This window comes from Caldalkalibacillus mannanilyticus JCM 10596, assembly GCF_000615945.1.
Lineage (GTDB): Bacteria > Bacillota > Bacilli > Caldalkalibacillales > JCM-10596 > Bacillus_AT > Bacillus_AT mannanilyticus.
Window position 1 is genome coordinate 18,349 of record NZ_BAMO01000026.1, and the last position, 26,324, is coordinate 44,672.

A 26,324-nucleotide genomic window follows, 5' to 3' on the forward strand; every position below is an offset into this window, starting at 1 on the left:
CTTTTTATTTTTTCTTGCACACATAGACAAAGGTAGGAGGGAGATTTAGCCAAACTAAATGAATTTTCACATCATCAAACATTTCTCGTAAACGGTGCTTTAGCTGTGTAGTATATTGGTACATTACAAAGCAACCATTGTTTTTTAGTCTAGAATAGATTTTTTCAAACAACTCTTCCTTCTTTGCATTAGGAAATAAAGTAAAGGGCAGACCAGAAATGATGCAATCCACTTGATTTGTACCAAGCTGCTCTAAAACATTGTCCAGATCTAGAGCATCCGCATATAGAGAAATGCCTGAAAACTCTCTTGTTAAGTTCCTTCTCATTTGTTCATCCTTTTCAAAAACAATAAGAGTGTCCTTATCTTTGCAATGCTTGACTAACTCTCTGGTTAAAACACCTGTACCTGCACCAAGCTCTACAATGGTTTGCGGCTTTTCTTGAGAAATACAGTTTATGACCTTATTTACCATAAACTTAGAGCTTGGAATCACGCTCCCAACCTCAAGGGGCGATCTTAAAAACCCCTGTAAAAATTCCATTTTATTCATCACATTCCCCACCTATTTCATATTTAGTCCTCATTATCTTCCCGCTGATCTTGAATTTTATGCAAAAAGAAGACAGCCTGGAAATCCAGAACTGTCTTCTCTCTATGGAAATCTACTTTATTTACGACTAAATCTTTCTTTTACTCGAAGTAAACGCCCGTGATATTTTAAGATCTGTTCTTTCGCTTCGATTGCTTCGGGATGTGTAGGCTGCAAATCACGAATTTCCCAATAATCGACGACAACATCAAGGACCTGATCAAAATATTGTAATGGACCATAGTTTGCCTCTTTAGCAATAATGGACATACGATCTTCGAAATCAGGCATAACCGCTCCAGGCATTTGGAAGTTGATCACAACATTCGCCACTTCCGTAATGTAGTTAGGGTCTAGTTCCAAATGTGCTTTAACAACATCACGATAAAATGCGTAATGTAGCGTTTCATCCTTCGCTAGTCGACGTAACAATGTGGCAAGATCCTTATCATAGGGTCCAGCCACTTTCGCTACATTGTTATAAAAGACCATTGTAGCTAGCTCTTGAAGGGTTGTGTATGCCATTGATTCAATTGGTGTACTAAAATCAGGCTCAAACCCACCTTCAACGACCATTTTTCTCAATTGATGCAAACGATTAGGATCTACATTTCGGGTAATTAGCAAGTAAGTTTCTAATAAATTGGAATGCTGATCTTCCTCTGCTGTCCAAGTATGGATAAAATCAATGATCACAGATAATGATCCTTTGAAGGTTGAGTGTAGGTAACTCGTAAACCATGGTAGATTTACTTCCGTTAATAACGCCGTTTCAACTGCTGTTACCAGAGCAGGTGGCAAGGTTACCTGACTTTCATCCCAAGGGACTCTACGAAAGTCCTGAGCCTTGTCCCACGGTAGAAAATCATGATATCCCCAATCAATATTTGACGCTCTTTCTTTGTGCAATCTATATAACTCCGTTAACTTTGGTTCTAGTTTAGGATCTAGATCTCTGAATTCCATAAGTACACTCCTTTATTTCCCTTGTTCTCTTAGGAAAAAGCATTTTTATTACTAGGTCCTATTATAACATAATAATCCGTGATAAAAAAATGAATATTCTATGGTTTTTCCGGAATCTTCAACTTCGTCCCAGCTTGAATTTGGGTCGTGTCAGAAATATTGTTAAATTTGGCTAAATATTCTTGATAAGAGCTTGACCCATAATAATTGACCGTAATTCGGTAAAATGTTTCTCCTGGCTGAACAACATGCTCTTTGATCACCTTAGGAGTTGCAGCCGGCTTTGAGCTAGAGGGAGCTTCATCTTTTTTGACCTCTTCCTCTTTCTTTTGTTCTTCTTTTTCGTTTTCTGCTGCCTGTTCTTCCTTATCCGCTTCCTTATTATTTTCATTTGTTTGTTGATCTATTTGTTCCACATTTTCCTCTTCCGATTCAGTCATATCCTCTCCGTCAACTCCACCGTTATCAGCATCTGAATCCTGTTTATCCTTGGGCTCTCCGGTTTCCATTTGAATTGTTGGTTCTGTTGGTGGCTTGAAAAGCCAGTCAAGATTCCCATCCCTATGCATAGCAAATCCAAATATAGCAAAAATAAACAAAAATAAAGACCAGAAAAGACTCTGAATGATAAATGAAAATGCTTTTGAAGGAGACTTTTTAACTCCTGTTTCTTCCCTATTGCTTTCTTCACCTGCTGATTCCGGCTTTTTCTTGCCATGTTTTATATGTCGAGGAGGTAATGTTCCTCTTTCTAATCTTCTATCTGCTTGTGATTGATCTAACTGATTATTTGACAAAATAACCACCACCTTTACCCTCTTTTAGAGATATTTATACCTTATCATCAGACCTAAACAAAAATCAATGACAAAATGCGCGGAAATCACCGTCCAAAGACTGCCACTCCACTCATAGAGAAAACCGAAACCAAAGCTTAGCAAAATGATGATAGAGGCATACAACCAATGCCTAAAATAGCGGTAATGGATCACCGCAAAAATGACACTGGCACCAACGATCCCGATTAAATTCTGTAGGATTCCCCGAAATAACCACTCCTCTACAAAAGAAACCAATAAAGCAATCAGAGCGATTTGAAAAGGATTTATATCTCGAAATAATCGTTCATTCACTCCTCCATCATCAAAATAATGCTTTGGTAAAAACTTCATACACAAAACATCTACAACGATCACTCCTACGGCAAATAGTATCCCTATTACTACATTTTTCTCTAAGTCCTGTACATGGTAAAGAATCGTAATGGGGAGAGTCTTACGCAAAAATAAAAAGTATAGGATAAATCCTGTAAGAAATAAGACAAGTTGTGTAAGGATTAAATTAAAATATAGAGTTTGATTATCTATTTGATTTAGCTTCTCTCTAAGATCCATCAGTGCACACTCACCTTTATTGGCCACAATCTATCTATCTTCTCTTGTATGCCTAGATTGTTCTGAGAAACCAAAGTATTCTGTTTGATTGTTTGCTGTGTATCTATATCCTGGAAGATCCACTCCTCTGCAATACCACATAAGTCGCAACAAGGCTTCTCCAGATCATGTTCCATCTTATTTGAATCCTGCTCAGAAAAATAATCAAGGATGAAGCTTCTTCTGCAAGAAGTTTCATCAAGAGTAAGCCAATAGTACATTTCTGCAATTTTTTTTCTTCTTCTCCCTCTTTGCTTTTCAATCATGTCATTTAACTCCTCTTTGATCTTTTCAACATTTTGTTTCAGTGGTGAATTTAGAGTTATCTGCTGCAAAGAACGCTGGTAGGTACATACTCCCATTTGCTCCAAGTGGTGAGCTACAAAATGAAGCGCCTGATAAGAACACTCTAGTGAATAGGTAAGCTCTTGGAACATGACAGGATGCTGTTCAGGCAGTGCCAACTGAATAGACTCCATTAATTTTCCAATCTGATCTGCACTCAAAAATTCTTGTTCAATAAAACGATAAGGAATTTGTTCATCTCCAGTCTGATAGAAAACATAGGATAATCCTTCCTTTCCATCTCGACTACATCGACCCATTTCTTGAACATACCCCTCTAAATAGCTAGGAAAATGATAATGGATGACAAATCGAATATTGGGCTTATTAACACCCATGCCAAAGGCGTTGGTTGCACAAATAAGTCGAAGCTCATTGGCTAAAAACTGTTGCTGAATCATCTGACGCTCTTCAGTACTCATCCCACCATGATAATACGCAACATCATGAATCCCCTTCTGATGTAAATAAAATGTGAACTCCTCTGCTTTATGTCTGGAGGAAAAATATATCATTCCCGTATCCTTTCTTTTCTGAATCAATTGAAGGATTCGTTCATCTTTTTCTCTTTCTGTCCCTACTTTTTCAACTTTTATGGCTATTGTTGGACGATCAACAGAATAAATAAACTCTTGAGGCTGATGTAGATTTAGAAATTGAATGATATCTTGTTTTACCTCAGCAGTTGCTGTAGCCGTCACTGCCAAACAAGGCGGATTGTGAAAGAAAGATCGTACCTTTGCCAGCTCAAGATACTCCATTCTAAAGTCATGTCCCCATTGAGAAATGCAATGAGCCTCATCCACTACAAATAAAGAAACTTTTCTTTTTTTTAGGGCTTGAATAAGAGGCTGATTGTTTAGTCCCTCTGGAGAGATATAGAGCAAGCGAATATTGCGTAAATTGGCCAGAATAAGTTCCTTTTCTTTTAATGAATACCCACTATGAAAGGAAATCACATCTCTCCTCCCTCTTTTTCTCGCTTCACTAACTTGATCCTCCATTAAAGAAATAAGGGGTGAGATCACCAAAGTCAGCCCCTCGTAAAACAATGAAGGAAGCTGATAGCACAAAGATTTCCCTGCTCCTGTTGACTTGATCACAAGCGTATCCTTTGCCTCTAAAACGGATTGTATAATCTCCAGCTGCCCTTCCCGAAAGCTAGAATGACCATATACCTTCCCCAGGATAGCTTCGAGCCTTTCCTGTTCAATGATGAGAGCTTCTTTCATATTGTTTCCTCCTAACAAGAGCTAACCTAATTTGAAAATAGCTTACAGAAGGGTCTATATGTTCTTTAATTTGTTTTATCTTTTGAGTCCCCAATTGATCGCTAATGTGACATACTTCCTCGATTACCTCTGGACGAACAAATTGAGAGAGGTCCAGATTTGGCTGATGTATCGCAATTTCAATGATATGATCCTCGATTGTGCTTATCTTCAATTTCCGATAGTTGCTGATCTCTTGTATGGAAAATCCCTTAAGGAGCAGGCTATACGTCGCTGCTGTCGATTGAGTCAATCCCTTATTTTCATGCTCCTCTTCCATAATTATTGGCACAAGAGTGGAAAAATCATCACTTTGTAACGATATATATAATAGACCAATTGCTTGATAAAGGTACAAGTGAGTAATCGCTTCAGGAATTTGATATTGACGAGAGAGCTGATAGATTGTTTGCGCATTAACATGATGACCACTTAATCTGCCTAGCAGTAAATGGGCTAGAAGCGGATCAAGCTCTGTCAGAAAGCGACTCATTGCTTTATGAAATTGAAAAATAAAGGTTTCTTTATCAGAAAGCGAATGCCAGAAACCTTTGACCCATTTCTGAACTGTAACATCGGATATCTGGGGAACATAGTTCTGTTCTTTCGAAAGATAAAAAGAGATCACCTGACTCAATAACTGAAGTCGGTTCCAACAGATCTTAACACGTTGGGGTGACACAGTTTGAGCTCCTGTCGCAAAAGCTCTTTGCTCAAAGTGCAGGGGTTCGAGCTGATATTGAAGCTCCAGCTTCGCTTCTCTAGAAAGAATACACATATTGTCTACAGGGACTAGCTTACCATTCATCATGAGTTCTTGAACCAAGGATTCAAAATGCGATCGATTCCAATCAGGAAACAAACCAAACCAATTTTGATACCCAAATAGGGTTGCATCTTGAATCGCTTGTCCACTTTTCTTGCCAGTTAAGATATGAAAGCACCCTGCAAGGCTACGTTGACGCTCTATTCGATTTGCCATATGAAGCAAAATCAGATCTATTCCTTTTAACAATACTCGACACACACCTTTTTACTTTTACAATTATTTTACCATTTCTCTTATCTATTGGTCTTATTTTATTACCGACGTTTAGAACAACATAAACTATTCTTTTGTCTGGAGGGTGAAGTATGTCCACTCGTTTATCCAAAACTGATTTAATGTTTGTCTATATGATCTTATTAATCGTAGCTTTTTTTATCGGGGGATTTTTTCTTGGTGCCTCTGTAGGAAAGCAAAAAGCCTCAGAAGAGTTTGAAAAATACCTTACATTAGACACTGAAGAAATGGACACAAACGAATCGAGAAGCCAGTATTCTCATACTGAATTCGCCATTTATTATTATAATGTGTACGTTCCATTTCATGAATTTCGTAAGAATTACTTAGACTTTTATAACCGGATGCATCGTCCTGAAGGAAAATCTGATTCAGCTGCTCTCATTAAACATATTCAAGCTCAATCCAAGAAAACCAAGAAGGAGCTAGAGAACGCTCTTACTCCAACTGCTTCTCCCTTATTACAAAAAAGCTATACAGAATATATGAGTGCTCTTTCCTCCATTGAGGCTGGAATCAAAAGCTTGGCACAAAGTCAAACAGATGACCCTGATCAAATAAGTCAATTTTTCAAAACAAATGAACAGTTGAAGAAAGGACAAAACCACTGGTTGCGTGGTCAAATTTACTTCTATGAGGGGATTTCACGCTGGGAGAGCATCTATATTACCCGTGAATCACCCAAAGTTTTCGAACAGACCTCAAGCTTTTCCTTAACCCAGTGGTCTGCTTTGCGCTTTCATCAAAAAAATGAGCTAGTCGCCAAAATCTTAGGAGAGAAGCAAATCCTTTCATTCTTTAACCCAGAAGATGTGACCATGTACTTAGATTCACTCACAGCAACAGGAGAAACCTCGATTCAAAAAGTATCTGAGGCTATTGAGGTATTGATTGCCAGTGGGTCAGTACGACAAGGAGAATATTTGCAACAAAATCACCGTTACCAAGATCAGCCATCACCTATGATTCCGCTTTTCCCCAACTGAACCTCCTATAAAGACGAAGAAGCTTTCCACCTTTTGGTGAATTAAGCTTCTTTTTCTGTATAATGACGAACATTATGTAAAAATCACAATCCTCCGTTCGTAAATATTTCTTCAAAAAGAGCAAAAAAAAGATTGACTCCCTTACATAACCGTGTTAAATTATTAACTAAAATATCAAACAATTTAAAACTGTATCGACAAGGATAAAGAAATGCATAAGGGTTGGTTCCTCAGAGAGCCGGTGGTTGGTGTAAATCGGTGTTCCGCCTTATGTATAGCGCTTTAGAGTCTGTAGACTGAACGATTTCACCAGTAGGTCTATACGGTGTGCACCGTTATATGCTTTTGGTTAATCAACCAATTAAGGCTGTTTCTCGTGAGAGTGCAGTGAACAAGGGTGGTACCGCGAAGATATTTCGATCTTTCGCCCCTTACTTTCAAATAGTAAGGGGTGAAAGATCTTTTTTATTAACGCTTCCATTCTGTTTAACTCACTGTGAATGAGTACATTGTTAGTCATCAACTTATAATAATAGAGGTAAACCATAGGAGGAGAGAAAAATGACGTATAAAATTTTAATTAGCGATCCCTTAAGTGATGATGGAATTCAGGCCCTGATTGATGCTCCAGATGTTGAGGTTGTTCGTCAAACCGGACTATCTGAGGAAGAACTCATTGAGATTATTGGAGAATATGATGCCTTAGTTGTTCGTAGCCAGACCAAAGTAACCCCAGCTATTATTGAACATGCTAAGAAATTGAAAGTCGTTGGACGCGCTGGTGTAGGAGTCGATAATATTGATCTTCCTGCTGCAACTCAACATGGTGTTGTTGTCATTAATGCCCCAGACGGGAATACGATCTCTACAGCTGAGCATACCTTTTCCATGCTGATGTCATTGGCTCGCAGAATTCCTCAAGCCTATCATAAGTTAAAAAACCAAGTATGGGATCGTAAATCATTCGTTGGCGTTGAGTTAAACGGAAAAACCTTAGGAATTGTAGGCTTAGGTCGAATTGGGACTGAAGTTGCCAAAAGAGCAAAAGGATTCAATATGAAAGTTGTAGCCTTCGACCCTTATCTTACTCCAGAAAAAGCTGAAAAGCTTGGTATTCAAGGAGCTAGCTTAGATGAAGTATTAGCTGCTGCTGATTTTATCACTGTTCATACTCCATTAATCAAAGAAACGAAACACATTATTAGTTATGATCAGTTCAACAAAATGAAGGATGGCGTGCATATCTTAAACTGTGCTAGAGGTGGAATCATTAACGAGGATGCTCTATATGAAGCGATTAAAAACAAGAAGGTTGCAGGGGCTGCCTTAGACGTTTTCGAAGAAGAGCCTGCCACAAATCACCCACTCCTAGACCTACCAGAAGTGATTGCCACTCCTCACCTAGGGGCAAGCACTGTAGAAGCTCAAGAGAATGTTGCCATTGATGTAAGTATTGAAATCCTGCATGTTTTAAGAAATGAGCCATTTAAGAATGCAGTGAACCTCCCTTCTATTCCTGCACACGTGCTGAAGAAGGTTGAACCATACTTCCACCTTTCTGAAAGATTAGGCTCTTTTATCGCTCAGCTTTCTGTCGGCGCTCATCAAGAGCTCTTGGTTTCCTATTCTGGGGATCTGAATGATGTCGATGTAGCACCACTGACAAGAAACATTGTGAAGGGAATTCTCTCTTATCACTTAGGAAACGAAGTAAACTATGTCAATGCTCCACATATCGCGAAACAAAGAGAATTAACAATTACAGAACAAAAGACTTCTTCTTCAAAAGGATTTACAAATCTAATTACCGTTACTCTTAAAACAAATCAAGAAACAAGAATCGTATCCGGGACCCTTCTCAATGGTTATGGAGCTAAAATTGTCAAAGTCGATTCTTATGTAGTTGATGTCAGCCCGAATGGACATATCATCTATATTCGCCACAATGACCGCCCAGGAGTAATCGGACGAGTGGGAACACTATTAGGATCTCATGAGGTCAACATCGGAACGATGCAAGTTGGACGAGCTGATGTGGGTGGAGATGCTATTATGATGTTAACGGTAGATAAGCCTGTAGCACCTGATGTATTAGATCACTTAGGTGAATTAAGTGAAGTCATGAATGTGACGGAAATCGATCTGATCTAAGCGTTCGGATATGAAGATCTTATTGAAAATAATGAACCAATAAAGTCTGAAAGCCTATGATCCTTGATATGGATCATAGGCTTTTTTCATTTAATCAGCTATATTCCTCATTCTCGTTCTATCTTCTATTTTCTATCCTAATGGGGAGGCTTCTTTTTTCCTTTGTGTGATCACTTGTACCTCTGTATACCCAACTGATTTCGCTAAAGCAATCGCTTTGTCATAGTCCTCTCCAACATGTAGAGGCTGATGAGCATCAGAAGATAGCACAATGCTTACTCCAGCTTCATAGCATTTTTTTAATAATACAGGATCAGGATAGATTTCTCCCACTGGTTTTCGAATGCCTGCTGTACTAATTTCTATGCTTGTACCTGATTTGGCTAGGGCAGATACTGCACGATCATATTGCTGTTCTAAAAACTGTTGATCTGTAGGCTTATATTTAAAAATTTTAACTAGATCGATATGCCCAATAAAATCAAACAGCTTGGACTCAGCCAAGGTGACGACTTGATCGAAATAGGCTTCATATACTTCATTAATATCCCTTTTATCATATTCACTCCGATGAATCGCAAGATCAATGCCCCAATCTCCTAACCAATGAATAGACCCAATGACATAATCAAATGGATATTGATTAATGAATGCCTCCATCTCTTTTTCTTTCCCTGGAGTATAATCCATTTCAATCGACATTTTTACAGCCAGTCCCTCTTTCTGCGCTGCTTCAAACATTGCCAAATAGTCCTTCATGTGTAATTTGCGTCGATTTTCTACCCATTCATTGTTCGTAATAATATTCTTGGACTCATAAAACATATAGGCATGCTCCGATATTCCTAGCTCATCAATGCCCCGGTTCCTAGCCTGCTCCAGATATTTTTTCAGATAGTCTACTGAAAAATCTCCACTTTCAATCATATGCACATGATAATCTGTTAACACTCTGTCCACTCCTCTATCTATATCTATTTATAACATATATTCTAACATGTTCCCCCAGCCAATCCTATCCAAGAATGAAGGAAAAAAGATCGGGGAAAATAAAGTAGACTTCTATCAGAGGGAGGTTCTAGGATGTCACCTTTCATTCGTCTTTTCGTTCAAGTACTTCTAATCACTAGCTTGACCTTATTCTTGCCTTCCATTCCTGGTAGTGCAACCGCCCATTCGGAGGAACTAGAGAATTTAGATTATGAAGGAGTTTATTTATTAATTAACAAAGCAACCAATGAGCTGAGTGTTTATCTTAATGGATATCGGGTCTATCATTTTCCGATCGCCTCAGGAAAAAACAAAGAATTAACGCCTGAAGGACGATTTACGATTGTAAATAAAGTCACCAACCCTTGGTATATCCCAAAGGATATTCCGGGAGGCGCTGCTGAAAATCCCTTAGGAAGCAGGTGGATGGGATTAGATGTCCCTCATACGAATGGATATAAATATGGAATTCATGGAACAAATGATCCAAGCAGCATTGGGCTCTATGTTAGTCAAGGCTGTATTCGTATGAATAACAAAGATATCGAATGGCTTCACCGTCATATTCCTCTCCATACTCCAGTCTATATTATTAATAATCCTCAGGTAAAATAAAAAAAGTTGTTCTCTTCACTACTTAGAGAACAACTTTTTTTATCCTTGGGTTCCTTTTAATAAGGCTCCCATCTTATCTCTTTTGCTTTCTTAAACCTCTCATTGGTATATTTCCAGTTCACTACGTTCCACCAATTTTGAATATACTTTTCTTTATCTGCTTTATATTGCAAATAATAAGCATGTTCCCAAACATCTAAGACAAGGATGGGGATGACATCCCATTGACTTAAAAATTGATGCTTTTCTGCTTGGAGTATTTCTAAACGATGCGATCTAGGAGCCCAGACTAAGATAGCCCACCCTACTCCCTCCACTTCTTTTGCTGCATGAGTAAAGTGACTCTTAAATAAGTCAAAGCTGCCAAAATCCTTTTCTATTTGCTTAGCTAGCTCTCCGTGAGGGACTCCACCTCCAGCTGGGCTCATATTATTCCAAAAGATGGTATGAAGATAGTGACCTGCTCCGTGGAAAGCCGCTTCTCTTTCCCAATGCCGGATCAGCTCATAGTTCCCTTTTTGTCTAGCTTCAAGCATCTTCTTCTCCGCTTTGTTAAGACCATCAACATAGCTTTGGTGATGTTTGGTATGATGAAGGCGCATGATTTCTTCTGAAATGTAAGGTTCCAGTGCCGTATAATCATAAGGGAGTGGTGGTAATTGATGCCCTCCTATGGGGACTGGAGAATAAGGAACATGTTGAGAGTTTGAAAAAAAAGCTTGCCGTTCCTCAGGCGTTGTTCTTGAATCACTTGCTACTCTTTCCCACCCCTGGTAAAACTGCTCCGCCCTAGATTTTATTTTCGCCACTTCTTCTACTAAAGGGGTTGAGCCCACCCTTTTGCTTTGAAGGGTAAGAATGTCCTCTTTGATCCTTTCTAACTCATTCTCCATTTGCTCCTCTGCTCGAAGCAGCCTTTCTCCCTTGTTACGCTGAATACAGGAGCTTTTCCATTCCTTTTGCGCCGATTCGACCCATTGAAGCAGCTGAAGTAAATATGATTGAATCTGTTGATGATTCTCCATAATAACCTCCTAGGTGTATACTCGAGGTTAATATATGATCTAAACAGAAAAAATGTGTAGAAGACCTGATTGATTTATTCCCATTTAAATATTTTAGCTGCCACCGCAAAACTGCCTATAAACCAGGCTAATAATACAGCTGTCGGAATCCACAGATCTACAATCCCAGAGCCAACATTCATCACTTCTCTTAGCACATCAGCTAAGTGTGCGATTGGAATACTATAGACGACAGGCTGTAGAAATTCAGGCATATTCGAAATCGGAAAGAAAATCCCGCCTAAAAACATCATAGGGAAAGAGAGAAATCCAGCAATAGGTGATGCATGCTCAGGCGATTTAGCCAAGCTTGCAATGATAAAGCCAATGGACATAAACACTAAGACACCTAAAATCAGATAGAATAATAACAACAGCCAGTTCCCATTCATCTGCGCTCCTAAGACGAAGATCCCAATTAGAATCACCAGAAGCGATTGAGATAGATTTAAAACCATTCTAGCGGTAATTTGCGCCGCAATAAACGTGCTTGCTTTCAATCCCGTCGACTGTAATCTGCGTAAAATCCCTCGTTCTCTCCACGATGAAATCTGCGCTGCGACTCCATTCATATTACTAGAAAGAATCATAAGTGCCGCTATTCCGGGAACTAAAAAGTCAAGATAGCTCAAGTCTAAGGACTTAATTCCCTTTCTTTCAAAGAAAACCGTTTCTTCATAATGAACAAGCTCTTTATTGAGAGAATCCACCGCCTGCTCAATAATCGCGAAGCCTAATTGAGCAACAGACTGGTTTATTTCATCATAATAAACATCGAAGGAAGGCAAGGAAGATTGATCCGTCACCTGATCCCCAAACCCCTTAGGAATAATAATAGCAAAAGAAAAATCTCCTTCTTCTACCTGACTTTTTGCCAGTTCAGCCTCGGTTATTTCTTGTAGTTTGATCGCTTCTACAGCAAGAAATGACTCTTTCATTTGCAGGGAATACTCAGATCGGTCTTCATCCACCCAAGCCAAAGAGATCGAGATGCCTCCTCCCCCTCCTAAAAACAATCCCAATACAATCATTAAAAAAAGAGGAAATAAGGTTGTCCAGAATATAACGGTTTTATTTCTGGCAAATAATTTTAATTGAGCGATGGTTAGTTGTACGTATGCTTTCATTCTTCGCGTAAACTCCTTCCAGTTAACTGCAAGAAAACATCCTCCAAAGTAGCACCTTCCATTGAAAGTGATTGGATTAAGGCATCAGGCGTATCTAAGGCGATAATTTGTCCTTGATCCATAATAGCCAATCGATCACACAAAACATGTGCCTCTTCCATATAGTGAGTAGATAAAAGGATCGTTTTCCCCTTCGCTTTCAAATCTTGAATGATATCCCATAATGAACGACGAGCTTGAGGATCTAATCCAGTAGTTGGTTCATCTAGAAACACCACTTTTGGATCATGAATCAGAGCCAAACCAATGGCTAATCTTTGCTTCTGTCCCCCCGATAAACCTTTGACAAAATCTTTTCTCTTCTCTACTAAATTCATTTGCTCTAAGATCTGCTCTACTGGAAGACTAAAGTTATAAAAACTAGCGTATAATTCTAAGGTTTCTTCTACTGTAAGAAGCTCGAAAAGTGAGGTGGATTGCAGCTGCACACCAATGATTTGCTTAATCTTCTGCTTCTCTTTTGATACGGAGTGGTTATTGATCAGAACTTCTCCCTCATCAATCTCCCTGAGTCCCTCCATCATCTCTATACTTGTTGTTTTTCCTGCTCCATTAGGACCAAGCAATCCAAAAATCTCACCCGTATTAACGAAAAAATCAATTCCTCTTACGGCTTTCAATTGTCCATATGTTTTTGTTAATCCTTGTACTTCGATCATTTTTGTCATATTTAGCCACAACCCCAATATGTTCTAGAATCCATCCAAAAAACAATTTTCATCTTTGTTTATACCATAGATTGATTCTTTTCTCCATTCTTTGCTCTACATTCTTTAACGGACTACCCACTTTTACTTGCTATATTCTCTTGTCCTGCGAACAAACAAAGGGCTGCTAACTTCACGTCAGCAGCCCTTCTTCTTCACGATTATTGATATTGTCCTGCAGGATGATGATTCGTCATTGTCATGTCGATTTGCCCTAAATGAGTATTGTTAGCTGTTGAAAAAGTATTGATAAACGTATCGGTCGTGGTTTGTTTCAAAGTAGGAACTTGATAAAATCCCTTTTGGTTCATGTACTGCCATACTTCATAGGCTTGTTCGTTACAATTTACAACCCCTTGAAGAATCATACGACGAAGCTGAGGGTCCGCACATTCTAATGAAGCAATGGCTTTTGCAGCCGCCGAAGCTTTATGAATCCCTAAAATGATGCTGGCAATATCCTGATCTTGTAGTTCCGTTGCAGAAGAAATAGGAGAATTCGTCGCAGGATTATTTAAACCGTATGCAGGAGTATAGTTCGTATGTGAATGATACATGGATATATTTTGATTCATACCCTGCTGGTAATTTCGTTGCTGATTCATCGCTTGTGCACCTGTTTGACCTGTTCTTTGATTTAGAGCTTGAACTAGTGAGTTATACTCCTGAACCATAAACTGAAACTGGTTATTGACTACAGTTCGAAGCTGAGGATCTTTAATTTGATTAGCAATTAACTGAACTGTATTGATCCCGTTGATTGATTTCGTTAAGACTTCATGAACCTCCATTACTTCATGAGCACCTAATTGGGCATATTGATTTTGCTGGTTCTGTTGGTTCTGTTGATTTTGAAAATGTTGCATGAGATCTCCTCCAATCTATAAGTAGACACCTAATAACTTGTGCCATCTTACATTATGTCCTGTGTGATCTCATATTATTACCTATTTTTTGCGCTAAAAAATAGGTAAGCTAACCTAGCTTCATCCGATCCGAACCATCCCTTGGATCAGGATTTCTGCTACTTCAGGTCTAGAAAACTCAGGGGGCAATTCGTTTCCTTTTCGCAGCATTTCTCGCACTTGTGTGCCAGAAAGTTTGCAATGATACGTTTCTTCATGGGGACACGTTTTATTTGAAGCCATTGTCTGACATTTCCTGCAGTAAAATGTATGTTCAAAACAAAGTGGAATAATGCCCAACTCTTCCAAAGAAAAATGATCAAACATCTTTTGAGCATCATAGGTTCCATAGTAGCTTCCTACACCAGCATGATCACGTCCTACAATAAAATGAGTACAACCGTAATTTTTTCGAATAAGGGCATGAAATATAGCTTCCCGAGGGCCTGCATAACGCATCGCTGCTGGAAAAGCCCCTAGTTTCACTCTCTGTTCAGGATAATAATGCTCCAAGAGAGCTTGATAGCTTTTCATCCTAATATCAGCTGGAATATCATCGGACTTTGTTTCTCCAACTAAAGGATGGATAAACAAACCATCCACCATCTCTAAGGCTACTTTCTGTATATATTCATGGGCACGATGGATTGGATTTCTGGTTTGGAAGCCGACAACGGTTGCCCATCCTAGTTTCTGAAACATCTTCCTAGTATCCGCTGGAGTAAAAGCAACTTCTTCAAATGGATGGATGTTCGGTCTTTGAAAGACATCCATTGTTCCACCAATATAGTAATCCGGTCGGGAAAAAAGCTTTTTAACCCCTGGATGGGCAGGATCTGCCGTTTTAAAAACTGCAAGAGCTTCTCTTTCCTTATCAGGGATATACTTATCCTCTATGGTTAGAATGGCATAGGCTTCATATTGATCGTCCACTAAACAGACTTTCTCTCCCAGTGCAACTGTCTGATAGACCTCTTCTTCAACAGGGAGAGGGATAGGAATAGACCACACAAGCCCATTAGCTAGACGCATCTCCTCTACTACTGAATCATAATCATCTTTATTCATAAAACCTTTAATGGGGAAAAAGCACCTATGGCAATACATTCAATATCGCTCTTTGACCAAGAGTCAATCATCACTTTGCGCAAAGACGATGCGGTGTGAAAAGCTTCTTCCTTCTTCTCCCCACTTAATACTCTATTCACTAAACTCCCTCCATGAGGTCGGTTACTTATGATCAAAATCATTCCCTCCTATCATTTACTTGTGTAAACCACATTCCGTTTTCTCCATCCCACCCCATCTTCCAGAACGAGGATCATCTCCTGGTAGTACAGGATTGGTACAAACCCGACAACCAATGCTTGGATAATTTTGATCGTGCAAAGGATTATATGGAATCTGATGCTTTGTAATATAGCTCCACACCTGATCGTTCGACCAGTCTGCTAATGGATTTAACTTTATTAGCTCAAATTTAGAATCCCATTCTATTTTTTTTGCATGGGCTCTTGTTGGAGCTTGGTCCCTTCTGATTCCCGTAATCCATGCCTGATGCTGAGAAAGGATATGAGTCAGTGGTTTTACTTTTCGTAAATAGCAGCAAAGATCTGGATTGGACTTCCATAACTTATCCCCATGCTTCTGACTCTGTTCCTGTAATGTTAGATCACTACACACCCGGATAAATTGAACTTGATACTTCTCCATGAGTCGATCTCTTGTTTCATACGTTTCTTGAAAATGGAGATCCGTATCTAAATAGAATACTCTAGACTTTGGGTCAAGCTTCATCAGCATATCTAAAAGTACCAAGTCTTCTGGTCCAAAGCTGCAAGCAAGTACGATATCTTGCCCAAACTGTTCGATCCCCCACTTAAGGACTTCATTAGCTGAGGATTCTTCATACCTTTTAGCAAGCAAATCAATCGCTTCTATATTGTATACATTCTCAGTACTCATCCATGTTCTCCTTCCTTCTGTTCTCTAATCAACATATGCCTATAGAAAAATGGATGATACCTTTTTCAAGAGATTGGGCTTATTTCATGGATTTCCCTTTATATTTACAAACAGGTCGGGGAAACTATGGCAAGATACTTATTAAATCAGAAGAAGGAAGATGAACGTGACTAAGTCTAAGAAAAAAACATTAGATCTGATCGCTCTAGCCAGCATTCCTTTTATTATGGTTTTAGGAAATTCAATGCTCATTCCTATTCTGCCGCAGATCAAGAAAGAATTAGACATCACTCAATTCCAAGTGAGCTTAGTCATTACAGTCTTTAGCTTCTCTGCAGCTGTGATGATCCCTCTTTACGGATACTTATCGGATCGTTTTGGACGCAAAAAAATTATCATTCCTTTCTCTTTTCCTGTTTGCTGTCGGTGGATTAGTGGCGGGCTTGTCTACCTGGTTGCTTCAGGAGCAGGTAGCGTATTGGACAATGATTGCAGGAAGGGTTATTCAAGGGATTGGTGCAGCAGGCACAGCGCCTATCACGATGGCATTGGTGGGAGATATTTTCAAAGGGGGTTCCCAGAGTAAAGCTTTGGGATTAATTGAAGCGACAAATGGGCTGGGAAAAGTGGTAAGCCCCATATTAGGGACTCTCATTGCTATGATGTTTGTTTGGTTTGCTCCTTTTTTTGCTTTTTCCATACTCTGTGTCTTATCCCTAGTGGCTTTAGCCTTTTTTGTCAAAGAGCCTCCTCTGACCACGACACCTCCAAAGTTTAAGGAATATATACAATCCGTTATTCAAATCTTTAAAAAAGAAGGTCGCTGGTTGATCTCTACTTTCTTCGTTGGCACGATTGGGCTCTTCGTTCTATTCGGCGTCTTATTTTATCTATCGGATATTCTCGAAACGAAATATCAAATTAATGGTTTAACCAAAGGGTACATTCTAGCTGTTCCTCTCTTGGCAATGGCAGCTACTTCTTATATTACAGGAAGACTTATTAAAAAGAACTTTCCGCTAATGAAAATACTTATTGTTTCAGGTTTACTTCTAATGACTGGGGCTTTAATTCCCTTAATGTTTCTGGATCAGTTGATTATTTTAGTTTCTCTCTTAGCCTTAAATGGAGTGGGAACAGGGCTCGCTCTTCCTTGTATAAATAGCTTTATTACAGGTTCCGTTGATAAATCCAAAAGAGGGATGATTACTTCGCTATATGGGAGCGTTCGATTCGGAGGTGTCGCTCTTGGACCGCCTATTTTCGGATGGCTTATGACCATGGAATCCTGGATCTTATTTGGCTCTAATGTTGTGTTAGTCGTCATCGCCATTGTCTGGACTTTATGGGCTATTCAAGTAAAAAACAAAGGTGGAAAAGGTGATGGGAGCCAAATAGAAGAGGAAAACCAAACGAGTTTCACATGGAAAAGACTCGCCCTATCTAAAAATGAGTAAACCAAAAAACCTGTACAAGAAGCGTCTCCTTAACCTAAGACCTCTTTTGTTCAGGTTTTTTACGTTCTTATAACTAACATTACGAAAGCTGGATTGGAGCTTTATTCCTCATTCTCCTGTTCTTTCATCATTTTTTGTAAATCAATTTGTTCTCCCCCACACTGGATCCGAACGAACGGGTCTTCTTTTGTACCACAAGCATCCTTTAATCCAGAAATAAATCGAATAATTAAGTCAATATAATTTTGTTTTTCTCCAACCTCATCAAGATGACCAAGGATATATAAATCCTCTTTGTCTTTAAACAAATAGACCAGATACCCTAATTGCTGACCATTATTTGAAATGACATTGAGGATTTCCCCAGACGTCGTTCGATATTGCGGCTGTAAGTAGATCATGTTCAGAATTCCTCCTTCAATCTCTGTTTCATTGTATGAGTTTATGCCTAATTTCCATTATTATTCTAAATTAGACCAAAAAGAGGATATTTATACTTTCCCTCCCCGTTTTCTCGGGTAGGCACTCTCCTTTTCAAGCACGCATATATTGGGGATGAAATATTCTATCACCTACCATAAGGAGAGTACGCAATGGCTGAACAAATACAACAAGAAACGTGGCCAGGTTCTCTTGAGGATCCTTCTGCCTGTAGAATGAAAAAACCGAGAGAGTCTGGCTTAACCATGGTCCTTGATAAAGGGGTGGGACTCCTACAATTTAGCGATGTAATGGAAACCTCTGCACCCTATATTGACTATGTAAAACTAGGGTTTGGTACAGCTGCATTATATCCTTCGGCTATTTTAGAAAAAAAAATAAAGATTGCTCAAGATCATCAAGTCACTCTCTATCCTGGCGGTACTTTTTTTGAGGTTGCCTTTCTTCAAGGAAAAGTAAGTCAATACTTCGAGCATGTAAAGCGCTGGGGATTTGAAACTGTAGAAATTTCGGATGGAACGATCACGTTATCGCGAGAAGAGCGAAATTACTATATTCAACAAGCCATCAATGAAGGATTTACTGTCATTACTGAGTGTGGAAAAAAGATCGAGGGCTCTACTCTCGATTTATTGGAAATTGGTGACACCCTCTTTCACGATCTTGAAGCAGGAGCAAAGTTTATGATTGTTGAAGGAAGAGAATCTGGAGAGAATGTGGGTCTTTATGATGAAAAGGGAGATGTGGACTCTCTCTTAATGTTGAACATAATGAAATATCTTGATCCCTATCTTTCTTCTTTAATCTGGGAAACTCCAAAAAAGAATCAGCAATCTTCCTTTATTCGAGCCTTGGGACCTAATGTCAATCTAGGAAATATTCCAATTGACGAGATCTACTCCTTAGAAGCTTTACGACGCGGCTTACGCTCTGACACAATCCAAAAATAACACATACTTTGTCCCCTTGAATCATAGCTTTGTAATAGAAAACATAGACAGGGGTCGGTATAATGGATGCTAGTATATTACTAATTATCCTTATTATCATTGGACTTATAGGAAAATCACCCATCATCGCAACAGCCGCAAGCTTTTTACTCATTCTTAAGCTGACCTCATTAGAAAACCTTTTTGCCCCCTTAGAAGCCCGAAGCCTCGATATAGGTCTATTATTTTTAACCATGGCTGTATTGGTTCCTTTTGCCACTGAAAAAATAACATGGCAGGACATAAAACACATTTTCACATCGTGGTATGGAATCCTTGCTCTACTTGGTGGAGCCCTTGCTACTTATACCAATAGCATGGGGCTACACCTGCTACAAGTGGACCCTGAAATGATTATCGGTTTGGTGATTGGAAGCATTTTTGGCATTGTTTTTCTCCGAGGAGTTCCCGTTGGTCCTCTCATGGCTGCCGGAATTACAGCCCTTCTTTTAGCCGTTCTAAAATGGATCAACTTCTTTTTATAGTTATTCGTGAATGTATTCTTATCAAGAGGGTTATAGTAAAGAGGAAAAAGACATCCTTCTTCACAAAGGGGAGCGATCCATGCCCTATATCCAATGTCAATTTGACCATTCACAGCTCTCAAGCCTAGCGCGAGACACTCTCATGGAACTGGGCTATCAGGTTGAACAAGACCTACAGAAAGACTGCACTCTTTTCGTAACAGGGATGCCACAGGACCTTACCGCTATGCTGGAAATCATTCAAGCCTATGGAGGGAATCTTATGGAGCAACATGATCAACCAACACCAGAGCAGCTTTATTCTATATCCTACAATCTATCAGTACCAGATCAATTTTCAGCAAATAACGTCCAGGATTTCGAAGCGAGTGTTGACGAAGAAGAAGAATGGGAGCCTTCATCTCTTACCTACGAACGTATTCAACTGCCCTATCCCATCCTAGCTGAGAATGCCCGTCTTGATCCCTTTGTTGGACCCTCCTACTATGAATTTGCCAATATGGACGATGAAATAGAAGGTCCCGAAGAGATTGATTTGGAGCATTGAGAGGGGAATTATTCCCCTTTTTGGACAATCCCTTCTTCTTCATCATAGACAAAGGTAACCTGACGCATATACTTATCGACCAATTGCGAACGATTATGCATCTTAATCTTGGCGGCATATAGTTCTTTAACACTTATGGATGTTCTAGCAGCTAATTGGGGAGGAACCGCTTTCTCACTCCCTACTTTAGCTGCTTGAATGCGTTCAATCGCTTCAATTTTTCCTCCTTTGATCACCGAATTATGGCTGACAAACAAACAATCCTTTCCTGCAAACAAATGAGAGTTTAACGCCCCTTCCTTAGCGATTATGATATTTCCATTGGTTTTTATCGTTGACATATTTGTAAAATGAACTAAGACTTCGCTTTCAGACTGAATCGCCTCTTCAGAGTCTTTGATGACTTCGTTCAAGGTAAAGATAATACTATTTAACGATTCCTCATTTTGAAGTGAGCGAATCGAAGAAACATCCCGAAAGGAATGTAATAATTTTTGAAGGAGCTTTAAGCGCAAAGGAATGAGCATATCATTTTCTTCATTCGCTTTGAGCAATACACTAAACTGCTTCATCTCATCCATTATTTCCGGCATTTTCATCTCTATTACATTTGCTGCTATGTGACCAAAGGTAAAGGTTTTGTTCGATTGTACCAGCAACTCCTTAATCTGAGTAATAGCTAGCTTAAGCTTGGTAAAATCGATCTCTAAGTTTTGTATGCTTTTATAAATTTGACTAAAAAAAAGTCCATGCTGTCCCGCATAAATCTGACTGCTATTCACATTTCCTTCAATATAGATGCTTTGTGAAGAAATCACTGTGCTTGAGAATACATTTCCATAAATAAATACATTCCCTATAGCCTCTACACGCATGCCTTCTTTTACATCTCCCCGAATCACAACATCCCCATTAAAATACACATTACCGTAGCGAATATCAACATCACCCGTAATAATATGGGACTGGCTGATATCAATATGCTTGACTGACGTTCCGGTGATGGAAGGTCTTCCTCCTTTTAAAGCGATGACTTGCCCTTCCTCAGTAATTTCAACGTTTTTTCGAGCACGAACCTCTATTTTTTTAGGGATTTGGGGCAGAATAGCTTGACCAAATACATCATAGCCCTCTTTCCCCTGTTTTGGTGGATGGATGATAGCGATCACCTCCCCTGCTTGGATCGAAGGGATTCTAAAACGATTTCGATAATCAATTTTCCCGTTAATCTCTTCTAGAACCTCTTCTGCATGAACGGAGAAGAATGTTTCAATGTAGCCATCCTTAGATTCGATTTGAGGTAATCCTTCAGCTACGAGAATCTCCTTATACGTAGGTGACATCAACTCTCTCATAATAGCTGATGTATCAATATCGACCTTGATATGTTTTCTCTGTAAAATACTTAATATCTTAGAAGATGATTGTTGATAGTTATAGGGATATGGCTCTAAATCCACTTGAAACTGAAATTTAGTAGACGGTCCCTTATCTTTAACCACAAAGCGATGATTATATAACTTATTTAGTTTGAGATAGACTTTCATCCGATCTTCACTAATCTTCACGTCAAAAAAGGGATTGGTTTTATTCAGCTCCCAACTAATTTGATCTTTTTCATAAACAACGGTAGGCTCGTTAATTGTTTCTCCATTGACGGTGATACTCAGGTCTTGATGCGGAAGCAAAACAGGCTGTCTTCCCCTTTGAATACTGTTCTTTACCACAAGCTGATGATCTTTTAAGATGATATATCCATCTTCACCTGCTATTTGTTCGTCTACTAGCGACTGCTGATGAATCTCTTCCGTTTTATTTAGTGGCTCATCGGCAGTGAATAAGTCGTCAATAAATTTTTTTAACTCAAACTCATCTTGTCTGCTCATAATCACCCGCTCCTTCCAAGATACATTCGTCGAAATTGATTCTTGCCTTATTAAGAAAAGAATTCGACAAGTTCCGTCAAAAAACCTCTCTTCTCAAGAGAGGTAAGGGGATCTAAATAAGAAAAGACAGTCGCTACACTGTCTTTAGACTTCATCACGCAGATTTTTTCCCGGACAACCTTCGAGAGCATGAACAAGACCTAATTGTTCAACTTGTTGCTTCGTTTCAGGTGTTCCTAGCTGGTAAATCAGTTCATAAATTCTCCCTAAGGCTTGATCGTATATTTTATGCTCATCATCAATCGTATCCCCAAAGGGTAGAAAATGTGAGTCAACATAGGTTTCGATATCAGCATCTCTGGCTCGAACCACTTGCTTCTCAATTTGAGCAATTTCATCTGGGGTCGCCTCTATTTCAAAGTTATAGGAGGCATCACCTTTCTCATCCCTTATTTCAACTGTTCCCATAGATGTATGCATACTAAGATAATATTTTTTCTTATTCACGATCATACCCCCAGTATTTAGAATAAAGAAGTCTTTCTCAGGGTTTCCAAATGTCCTATTTTTATGCACTAAAAAACCCCAATCTACATTGGGGTTAAGATCCTAAAGAATGTTATCCTCCATCATCTACAAAGGAGGAATTTGAAATAAAACATGGTATAAGGACAAACTACGATTCGACTCCCCATTCCAGCAATAAACCAGCTTGAGTTAAGCCTCCTCCAAAACCATAAATCAGAATTTTATCTCCTTTTTTCACCCTGCCATCTTGAACAGCCATATCGAGTGAAAGTGGGATCGAAGCTGAGGATGTATTTCCACAGTATTCTAAACTTATTAACGTTTTTTCTAACGGGAAGCCACTTTTCTCACAGATAGACTCAATCATGCGCTTGTTCGCACTATGAGGAACAAACCAATCCACTTGAGCAAGAGTATACGAGCTTTTTTCTAGAAGCTTCTGCATTCCCTGAGGAACTGTAGTGACTGCCCAACGGTATACCTCTCTGCCATTTTGAACTAGGTGTCCAGTAGGTTTTAGCTCTACTCCATCCATCATTGTCGCTGTTCCTGAGCGGTACAAATGAATCCCGCCCTCGCCCTCTGTCGTTAAATGATAGCTGAGGAAGCTTGGGTTATGTTCATCACGTTCAACAAGAAAAGCTCCTGCTCCATCACCAAAAAGAATACAGGTAGAGCGATCTTCGTAATCCATTGATCTTGACATCGTTTCTGATCCGATTACTAGAATTTTTTGATGAAGCCCTGAGGTGATCAAGCCATTAGCCAGATGCAAGGCATAGCCAAATCCCCCACAAGCGGCATTAACATCAATAGCTCCCGTCTGCTTCATTCCTATTTTTTTCTGCACCTGACTGGCTACACTCGGAAAAATATAATCCGATGTTGTTGTAGCAACAATAATCATGTCCACATCATCCATTGATTTCTGGTATCTTTCAATCAAATTTCGGATGGCAGCCACAGCCAGATCTGAAGTAAATTCATTTTCTGCTGCAATTCTTCTTTCCTTTATTCCAGTTCTCTGGGTAATCCATTCATCTGATGTATCCACCATTTTGGCTAGCTCATGGTTGGTTAATCTATGCTCAGGTACATATGTTCCAATGGCAGTGACACGTGCTTTTGATTGTTCCATAGATTAAATCTACTCCTAACTACTATAAGCTTATACTATCTAATATTAGTACCTTATCATAAAAAAAGCAAATCTTTACTCACATTATACCATATATAAAGTAAACTTCCATCATATGGAGTTTTTCACTTCAGGATAAAAAGATCCGAAAGGTAGACCCCCACAATTCCTCCTAATACAATAAAGACTAAATTCACCCGAAGCACAGCCAATATAATAGAGATCAGCCCTCCCACAATGGCAGATTGAGTATGCTCCACAGAAAATAAAATCCCTGGGAAGATGAGGCTAGCAAGAACAGTATAAGGAACAAACTCCAAAAAGCGTTTCAGGGAAGGAGATAGTGACATTTTTTTCAGAAAAACCATAGGGAGCATACGCGGAATATAAGTAACAACTCCCATCCCAATCACTAATAATAGTAAACTACTCATGATAAGCACCTTCCTCTGGAAACAAAATCACACCCATAGCCGAAGATATAACGGTAGTAATAAGAATACACCAGCCTGTAGATAACTCAATAAAATAAGGAACAATCCAGTGAAGAACGCTGCTAATTAAAATCGCAAGGCAAACAATAGTTGAAATCACCTTCGACTTTCTAAGAGCTGGTAAAAGAAGCCCAATAAACATGGAAAAAAGGGCAATACCCATACTGTTTTGAATAGACTGAGGAAGACCCACCGCTAGAAATACGCCTATCCAAGTTCCTATATTCCAAGAAAAAAAAGCGATCATATTTAAACCAAGAACATAATAAGGATGAAGTTCTCTTTCATTTTGTGTTGAAGCAACACTAAAGGTTTCATCAGTGACGCCAAAAGACAACAATGCCAGATTTTTTTTAGAAGTCGAGCTAGGAATTCGTTGTGACAGCGAAGCAGTCATAAAAAAATGACGAAGATTTAAGATAAAAGTTGTAATCAGAATTTCCCAATAGGCTACACCTGCAATGATTAAATTGACTCCTATAAACTGACTAGCACCAGCAAAGATAATCAAGGACATCAGAAGTGTAACTACATTAGGAATATCTAGAGATTTAGCTAATAAACCAAAGGCGATCGCGATCGGAACATATCCAATGGCAACAGGAATTCCCTGCTTCACCCCTTTTAGAAAAAAAGGCTGCTTAAGCCCATGTTCTTCCCCATATTGGTTGGACATACTTATTCCCCTCATGTATAATTTTGTTTACTATCAAACACAAATATTTGTCATGTAGTATATTATACATTTGTATGTTAAAACGCACAATGATTGTTTTTTTTACTTGGAGGTGTTTTTTCAATGGATACGATTAATGAAAATATAGCTAAAAAGCTGAAGCACATTCGAAAAACACAGGGATTAAGTCTAGATAAAGTGGCAGAATTAACTGGGGTTAGTAAAGCCATGTTAGGACAGATTGAACGGGGAGTATCAAATCCTACTGTCTCAATATTGTGGAAAATAGCGAAGGGTTTGAAGGTATCCTTTTCTTCATTTGTTGAAGAGGAGAAGCCAGATGTGACCATGGTCCACTTCTCTAGCATTTCTCCAATTACAGAATCTAATGGTCATTTCAAAGTGTATCCCATCTTTCCCTTCAAGGAGGATAAGAAATTTGAAATTTACACAATATGTCTTGATACAAATAGTGAGTATGTTTCTGAAGCCCATACCTCAGGGGTAGAAGAATATATTATGGTTACAGAGGGAATCTTGGAGCTTAGAATCGATACGGAAACCTATACCATTTCGGAAGGAGATTCTATTCACTTCCGCGCGGACAAACCACATACCTATAGAAACAAGAGTTCCAAAACGCTCCGTTTTCAGAATCTCATATTCTATCATCCTTAAGTCATACAGTTATCGAAGCGAAACTCTTAGTAAACGATTCATAATAAGAGCGTTGTCAAGACGACAAAAAGAATGGAAAAGAAAATTTCGGCAATCCCAATCGTCATTGCCCTTGGTTTAATGTGCGCTGGTGTTCCAATTACTTTTAATAAGAACGGGAGAAAGATAAGGCTGACCCACCAATACCCTAACAGGAAGGGAATGAGCACTAAGCTTAAATGGTAGAGGTAGCTTGCGCGTCTAAATCTAGTATTTCCTCTCTCACGAATCAATGATTTCACATAAAATACGGTCCCAGTAAAATAAGCAATGCATATCCCCCATATTTTTACCCCAATCCAATCAAAATGACCAAAGCCTAGATGCACAACAAACATACTTATGGAGCTTAATGCTGCTATCGCCATGACGTCATTTAGAAACAGCCTCTCACTTTTCTTTTTGGCAAAATAAATATTGAGCAAAAAGAAAGGAATGACTACCAATCCATAAAGCAGGGTTTCAGGATACATCCATATAGGAACACTTAAAAAAGCAGCACCCGTAAGGAAAAATAGGAGTAAGCTGGGATACGGGGATTCCTTCGGTTTAGCCGTTCGAAAAAGAGCAAGAAGAGAGGCAGATGAACAGTATAGGCTTAGAACACCTATAAATGCCAATACTTTCAAAGAAGTCCATGGACTTAGAAATGCAGCAATAAAGAAGGGCGAGATCCACATTGACCATGCCCCATGCTCTCTAGGAATATATAGCTTCATCAAATCA

26 protein-coding genes, 3 pseudogenes and 1 other annotated feature are annotated in these 26,324 nt (G+C 39.1%); of the genes and pseudogenes, 9 read left to right on the forward strand and 20 right to left on the reverse strand.

Annotation, left to right across the window (positions count from 1 at the left end; all coding sequences use genetic code 11):
- Positions 1–4 precede the first annotated feature (4 nt).
- The 6 genes from JCM10596_RS25665 to JCM10596_RS14300 form a co-directional block, all read right to left on the reverse strand.
- Complete coding sequence (locus JCM10596_RS25665) at positions 5–553, reverse strand: class I SAM-dependent methyltransferase (protein ID WP_034681390.1); 549 nt, start codon at positions 551–553, stop codon at positions 5–7.
- A 117-nt stretch (positions 554–670) separates the two neighbouring features.
- Positions 671–1,558, reverse strand: coding sequence for an acyl-ACP desaturase (locus JCM10596_RS14280; protein ID WP_025027715.1), 888 nt, complete (start codon positions 1,556–1,558; stop codon positions 671–673).
- A 98-nt stretch (positions 1,559–1,656) separates the two neighbouring features.
- Positions 1,657–2,355 carry a LysM peptidoglycan-binding domain-containing protein gene (locus JCM10596_RS28025; RefSeq protein ID WP_025027716.1) on the reverse strand — a complete coding sequence of 233 codons (699 nt, stop codon included), beginning with the start codon at positions 2,353–2,355 and terminating at the stop codon, positions 1,657–1,659.
- Between the two features lie 24 nt (positions 2,356–2,379).
- Positions 2,380–2,952 carry a CPBP family intramembrane glutamic endopeptidase gene (locus tag JCM10596_RS14290; RefSeq protein ID WP_025027717.1) on the reverse strand — a complete coding sequence of 191 codons (573 nt, stop codon included), beginning with the start codon at positions 2,950–2,952 and terminating at the stop codon, positions 2,380–2,382.
- Positions 2,952–4,568: a RecQ family ATP-dependent DNA helicase gene (locus JCM10596_RS14295; protein ID WP_025027718.1), complete on the reverse strand. Its 1,617-nt coding sequence runs from the start codon at positions 4,566–4,568 to the stop codon at positions 2,952–2,954. The genes JCM10596_RS14290 and JCM10596_RS14295 overlap by 1 nt, the downstream gene beginning before the upstream one ends.
- The gene (locus JCM10596_RS14300) at positions 4,546–5,622 is read right to left on the reverse strand and encodes a YpbB family protein (RefSeq protein ID WP_025027719.1); all 1,077 of its coding nucleotides are present in this window, start codon (positions 5,620–5,622) and stop codon (positions 4,546–4,548) included. The genes JCM10596_RS14295 and JCM10596_RS14300 overlap by 23 nt, the downstream gene beginning before the upstream one ends.
- Positions 5,623–5,741: 119 nt before the next feature.
- Here JCM10596_RS14300 and JCM10596_RS14305 point away from each other — a divergent pair, with 119 nt between their 5' ends.
- Both JCM10596_RS14305 and serA read left to right on the forward strand, forming a co-directional pair.
- On the forward strand, positions 5,742–6,656 hold the full coding sequence (locus JCM10596_RS14305; protein ID WP_025027720.1) for a hypothetical protein: 915 nt from the start codon (positions 5,742–5,744) through the stop codon (positions 6,654–6,656).
- Between the two features lie 191 nt (positions 6,657–6,847).
- Positions 6,848–7,091 (forward strand) — a binding site (T-box leader).
- 126 nt (positions 7,092–7,217) lie between these two features.
- Positions 7,218–8,807, forward strand: coding sequence for a phosphoglycerate dehydrogenase (gene serA, locus JCM10596_RS14310; RefSeq protein WP_025027721.1), 1,590 nt, complete (start codon positions 7,218–7,220; stop codon positions 8,805–8,807).
- Between the two features lie 132 nt (positions 8,808–8,939).
- On the opposite strand, the gene JCM10596_RS14315 is transcribed toward serA, so the two are convergent.
- Entirely contained in the window at positions 8,940–9,758 is an 819-nt protein-coding gene (locus JCM10596_RS14315; RefSeq protein WP_025027722.1) for a histidinol-phosphatase HisJ family protein, read from the reverse strand.
- Between the two features lie 132 nt (positions 9,759–9,890).
- On the opposite strand from JCM10596_RS14315, the gene JCM10596_RS14320 reads away from it, so the two are divergent.
- Positions 9,891–10,412, forward strand: a complete 522-nt coding sequence (locus tag JCM10596_RS14320) for a L,D-transpeptidase (RefSeq protein ID WP_025027723.1) — start codon at positions 9,891–9,893, stop codon at positions 10,410–10,412.
- 56 nt (positions 10,413–10,468) lie between these two features.
- Here the strand turns inward: JCM10596_RS14320 and JCM10596_RS14325 are convergent, their stop codons facing one another.
- The 6 genes and pseudogenes from JCM10596_RS14325 to JCM10596_RS14350 form a co-directional block, all read right to left on the reverse strand.
- Positions 10,469–11,437 carry a superoxide dismutase gene (locus JCM10596_RS14325; RefSeq protein ID WP_025027724.1) on the reverse strand — a complete coding sequence of 323 codons (969 nt, stop codon included), beginning with the start codon at positions 11,435–11,437 and terminating at the stop codon, positions 10,469–10,471.
- A gap of 74 nt (positions 11,438–11,511) precedes the next feature.
- Positions 11,512–12,603: an ABC transporter permease gene (locus JCM10596_RS14330; protein WP_025027725.1), complete on the reverse strand. Its 1,092-nt coding sequence runs from the start codon at positions 12,601–12,603 to the stop codon at positions 11,512–11,514.
- Positions 12,604–12,653: 50 nt separating this feature from the next.
- Positions 12,654–13,331, reverse strand: a pseudogene (locus tag JCM10596_RS14335) (ABC transporter ATP-binding protein); the annotation flags it as partial.
- Between the two features lie 200 nt (positions 13,332–13,531).
- Positions 13,532–14,236, reverse strand: a complete 705-nt coding sequence (locus JCM10596_RS25675; RefSeq protein WP_025027727.1) for a spore coat protein — start codon at positions 14,234–14,236, stop codon at positions 13,532–13,534.
- A gap of 120 nt (positions 14,237–14,356) precedes the next feature.
- Positions 14,357–15,516: pseudogene (gene sat / locus JCM10596_RS25680) on the reverse strand (sulfate adenylyltransferase).
- 22 nt (positions 15,517–15,538) lie between these two features.
- Positions 15,539–16,240, reverse strand: coding sequence for a phosphoadenylyl-sulfate reductase (locus JCM10596_RS14350; protein WP_025027728.1), 702 nt, complete (start codon positions 16,238–16,240; stop codon positions 15,539–15,541).
- A gap of 244 nt (positions 16,241–16,484) precedes the next feature.
- Here JCM10596_RS14350 and JCM10596_RS31415 point away from each other — a divergent pair.
- Positions 16,485–17,190 (forward strand): annotated as a pseudogene (locus tag JCM10596_RS31415) (MFS transporter); the annotation flags it as partial.
- Positions 17,185–17,697: an MFS transporter gene (locus tag JCM10596_RS31420; protein ID WP_369345646.1), complete on the forward strand. Its 513-nt coding sequence runs from the start codon at positions 17,185–17,187 to the stop codon at positions 17,695–17,697. The pseudogene JCM10596_RS31415 and the gene JCM10596_RS31420, both read left to right, overlap by 6 nt.
- Before the next feature lie 101 nt (positions 17,698–17,798).
- On the opposite strand, the gene JCM10596_RS14360 is transcribed toward JCM10596_RS31420, so the two are convergent.
- On the reverse strand, positions 17,799–18,098 hold the full coding sequence (locus JCM10596_RS14360) for a hypothetical protein (RefSeq protein WP_025027729.1): 300 nt from the start codon (positions 18,096–18,098) through the stop codon (positions 17,799–17,801).
- A gap of 192 nt (positions 18,099–18,290) precedes the next feature.
- On the opposite strand from JCM10596_RS14360, the gene comA reads away from it, so the two are divergent.
- The 3 genes from comA to JCM10596_RS28030 all read left to right on the forward strand — a co-directional run bounded on the left by comA (position 18,291) and on the right by JCM10596_RS28030 (position 20,159).
- Positions 18,291–19,088 (forward strand): phosphosulfolactate synthase, encoded by a 798-nt coding sequence (gene comA, locus JCM10596_RS14365; RefSeq protein ID WP_025027730.1) that lies wholly within the window; start codon positions 18,291–18,293, stop codon positions 19,086–19,088.
- A 59-nt stretch (positions 19,089–19,147) separates the two neighbouring features.
- Positions 19,148–19,612, forward strand: coding sequence for a DUF441 domain-containing protein (locus tag JCM10596_RS14370; RefSeq protein ID WP_199900144.1), 465 nt, complete (start codon positions 19,148–19,150; stop codon positions 19,610–19,612).
- 79 nt (positions 19,613–19,691) lie between these two features.
- The gene (locus tag JCM10596_RS28030; RefSeq protein WP_025027732.1) at positions 19,692–20,159 is read left to right on the forward strand and encodes a hypothetical protein; all 468 of its coding nucleotides are present in this window, start codon (positions 19,692–19,694) and stop codon (positions 20,157–20,159) included.
- An 8-nt stretch (positions 20,160–20,167) separates the two neighbouring features.
- On the opposite strand, the gene JCM10596_RS14380 is transcribed toward JCM10596_RS28030, so the two are convergent.
- From JCM10596_RS14380 to JCM10596_RS14400, 5 genes are all read right to left on the reverse strand, one after another.
- Positions 20,168–22,045 (reverse strand): flagellar assembly protein A, encoded by a 1,878-nt coding sequence (locus JCM10596_RS14380; RefSeq protein ID WP_025027733.1) that lies wholly within the window; start codon positions 22,043–22,045, stop codon positions 20,168–20,170.
- Positions 22,046–22,189: 144 nt separating this feature from the next.
- On the reverse strand, positions 22,190–22,552 hold the full coding sequence (locus JCM10596_RS14385) for a hypothetical protein (RefSeq protein ID WP_034681413.1): 363 nt from the start codon (positions 22,550–22,552) through the stop codon (positions 22,190–22,192).
- 169 nt (positions 22,553–22,721) lie between these two features.
- A complete protein-coding gene (locus JCM10596_RS14390) occupies positions 22,722–23,711 on the reverse strand; it encodes a ketoacyl-ACP synthase III (protein WP_025027735.1) in 990 nt (329 codons plus the stop codon).
- Between the two features lie 125 nt (positions 23,712–23,836).
- Positions 23,837–24,145: an AzlD domain-containing protein gene (locus JCM10596_RS14395; protein WP_025027736.1), complete on the reverse strand. Its 309-nt coding sequence runs from the start codon at positions 24,143–24,145 to the stop codon at positions 23,837–23,839.
- Positions 24,138–24,881: an AzlC family ABC transporter permease gene (locus JCM10596_RS14400; RefSeq protein WP_051541329.1), complete on the reverse strand. Its 744-nt coding sequence runs from the start codon at positions 24,879–24,881 to the stop codon at positions 24,138–24,140. Before JCM10596_RS14400 ends, JCM10596_RS14395 begins: the two co-directional genes overlap by 8 nt.
- A 123-nt stretch (positions 24,882–25,004) precedes the next feature.
- Here JCM10596_RS14400 and JCM10596_RS14405 point away from each other — a divergent pair, with 123 nt between their 5' ends.
- Positions 25,005–25,559, forward strand: a complete 555-nt coding sequence (locus JCM10596_RS14405) for a helix-turn-helix domain-containing protein (protein ID WP_025027738.1) — start codon at positions 25,005–25,007, stop codon at positions 25,557–25,559.
- A 38-nt stretch (positions 25,560–25,597) separates the two neighbouring features.
- Here JCM10596_RS14405 and JCM10596_RS14410 read toward each other — a convergent pair whose 3' ends face one another.
- Positions 25,598–26,317: a YwiC-like family protein gene (locus tag JCM10596_RS14410; RefSeq protein ID WP_025027739.1), complete on the reverse strand. Its 720-nt coding sequence runs from the start codon at positions 26,315–26,317 to the stop codon at positions 25,598–25,600.
- Positions 26,318–26,324 lie beyond the last annotated feature (7 nt).

Coding starts and splice junctions, on each gene's coding strand:
- serA (WP_025027721.1), top strand. CDS start 7,218: ATGACGTATAAAATTTTAATTAGCGATCCCTTAAGTGATGATGGAATT.
- JCM10596_RS14350 (WP_025027728.1), bottom strand. CDS start 16,240: ATGAGTACTGAGAATGTATACAATATAGAAGCGATTGATTTGCTTGCT.
- JCM10596_RS14360 (WP_025027729.1), bottom strand. CDS start 18,098: ATGATCTACTTACAGCCGCAATATCGAACGACGTCTGGGGAAATCCTC.
- JCM10596_RS14380 (WP_025027733.1), bottom strand. CDS start 22,045: ATGAGCAGACAAGATGAGTTTGAGTTAAAAAAATTTATTGACGACTTA.
- JCM10596_RS14410 (WP_025027739.1), bottom strand. CDS start 26,317: ATGAAGCTATATATTCCTAGAGAGCATGGGGCATGGTCAATGTGGATC.
- JCM10596_RS14325 (WP_025027724.1), bottom strand. CDS start 11,437: ATGGAGAATCATCAACAGATTCAATCATATTTACTTCAGCTGCTTCAA.
- JCM10596_RS14295 (WP_025027718.1), bottom strand. CDS start 4,568: ATGAAAGAAGCTCTCATCATTGAACAGGAAAGGCTCGAAGCTATCCTG.
- JCM10596_RS14330 (WP_025027725.1), bottom strand. CDS start 12,603: ATGAAAGCATACGTACAACTAACCATCGCTCAATTAAAATTATTTGCC.
- JCM10596_RS14390 (WP_025027735.1), bottom strand. CDS start 23,711: ATGGAACAATCAAAAGCACGTGTCACTGCCATTGGAACATATGTACCT.
- comA (WP_025027730.1), top strand. CDS start 18,291: ATGGCTGAACAAATACAACAAGAAACGTGGCCAGGTTCTCTTGAGGAT.
- JCM10596_RS28030 (WP_025027732.1), top strand. CDS start 19,692: ATGCCCTATATCCAATGTCAATTTGACCATTCACAGCTCTCAAGCCTA.
- JCM10596_RS14395 (WP_025027736.1), bottom strand. CDS start 24,145: ATGAGTAGTTTACTATTATTAGTGATTGGGATGGGAGTTGTTACTTAT.
- JCM10596_RS14280 (WP_025027715.1), bottom strand. CDS start 1,558: ATGGAATTCAGAGATCTAGATCCTAAACTAGAACCAAAGTTAACGGAG.
- JCM10596_RS14400 (WP_051541329.1), bottom strand. CDS start 24,881: ATGTCCAACCAATATGGGGAAGAACATGGGCTTAAGCAGCCTTTTTTT.
- JCM10596_RS25665 (WP_034681390.1), bottom strand. CDS start 553: ATGAATAAAATGGAATTTTTACAGGGGTTTTTAAGATCGCCCCTTGAG.
- JCM10596_RS14320 (WP_025027723.1), top strand. CDS start 9,891: ATGTCACCTTTCATTCGTCTTTTCGTTCAAGTACTTCTAATCACTAGC.
- JCM10596_RS14405 (WP_025027738.1), top strand. CDS start 25,005: ATGGATACGATTAATGAAAATATAGCTAAAAAGCTGAAGCACATTCGA.
- JCM10596_RS25675 (WP_025027727.1), bottom strand. CDS start 14,236: ATGCAACATTTTCAAAATCAACAGAACCAACAGAACCAGCAAAATCAA.
- JCM10596_RS14305 (WP_025027720.1), top strand. CDS start 5,742: ATGTCCACTCGTTTATCCAAAACTGATTTAATGTTTGTCTATATGATC.
- JCM10596_RS14290 (WP_025027717.1), bottom strand. CDS start 2,952: ATGGATCTTAGAGAGAAGCTAAATCAAATAGATAATCAAACTCTATAT.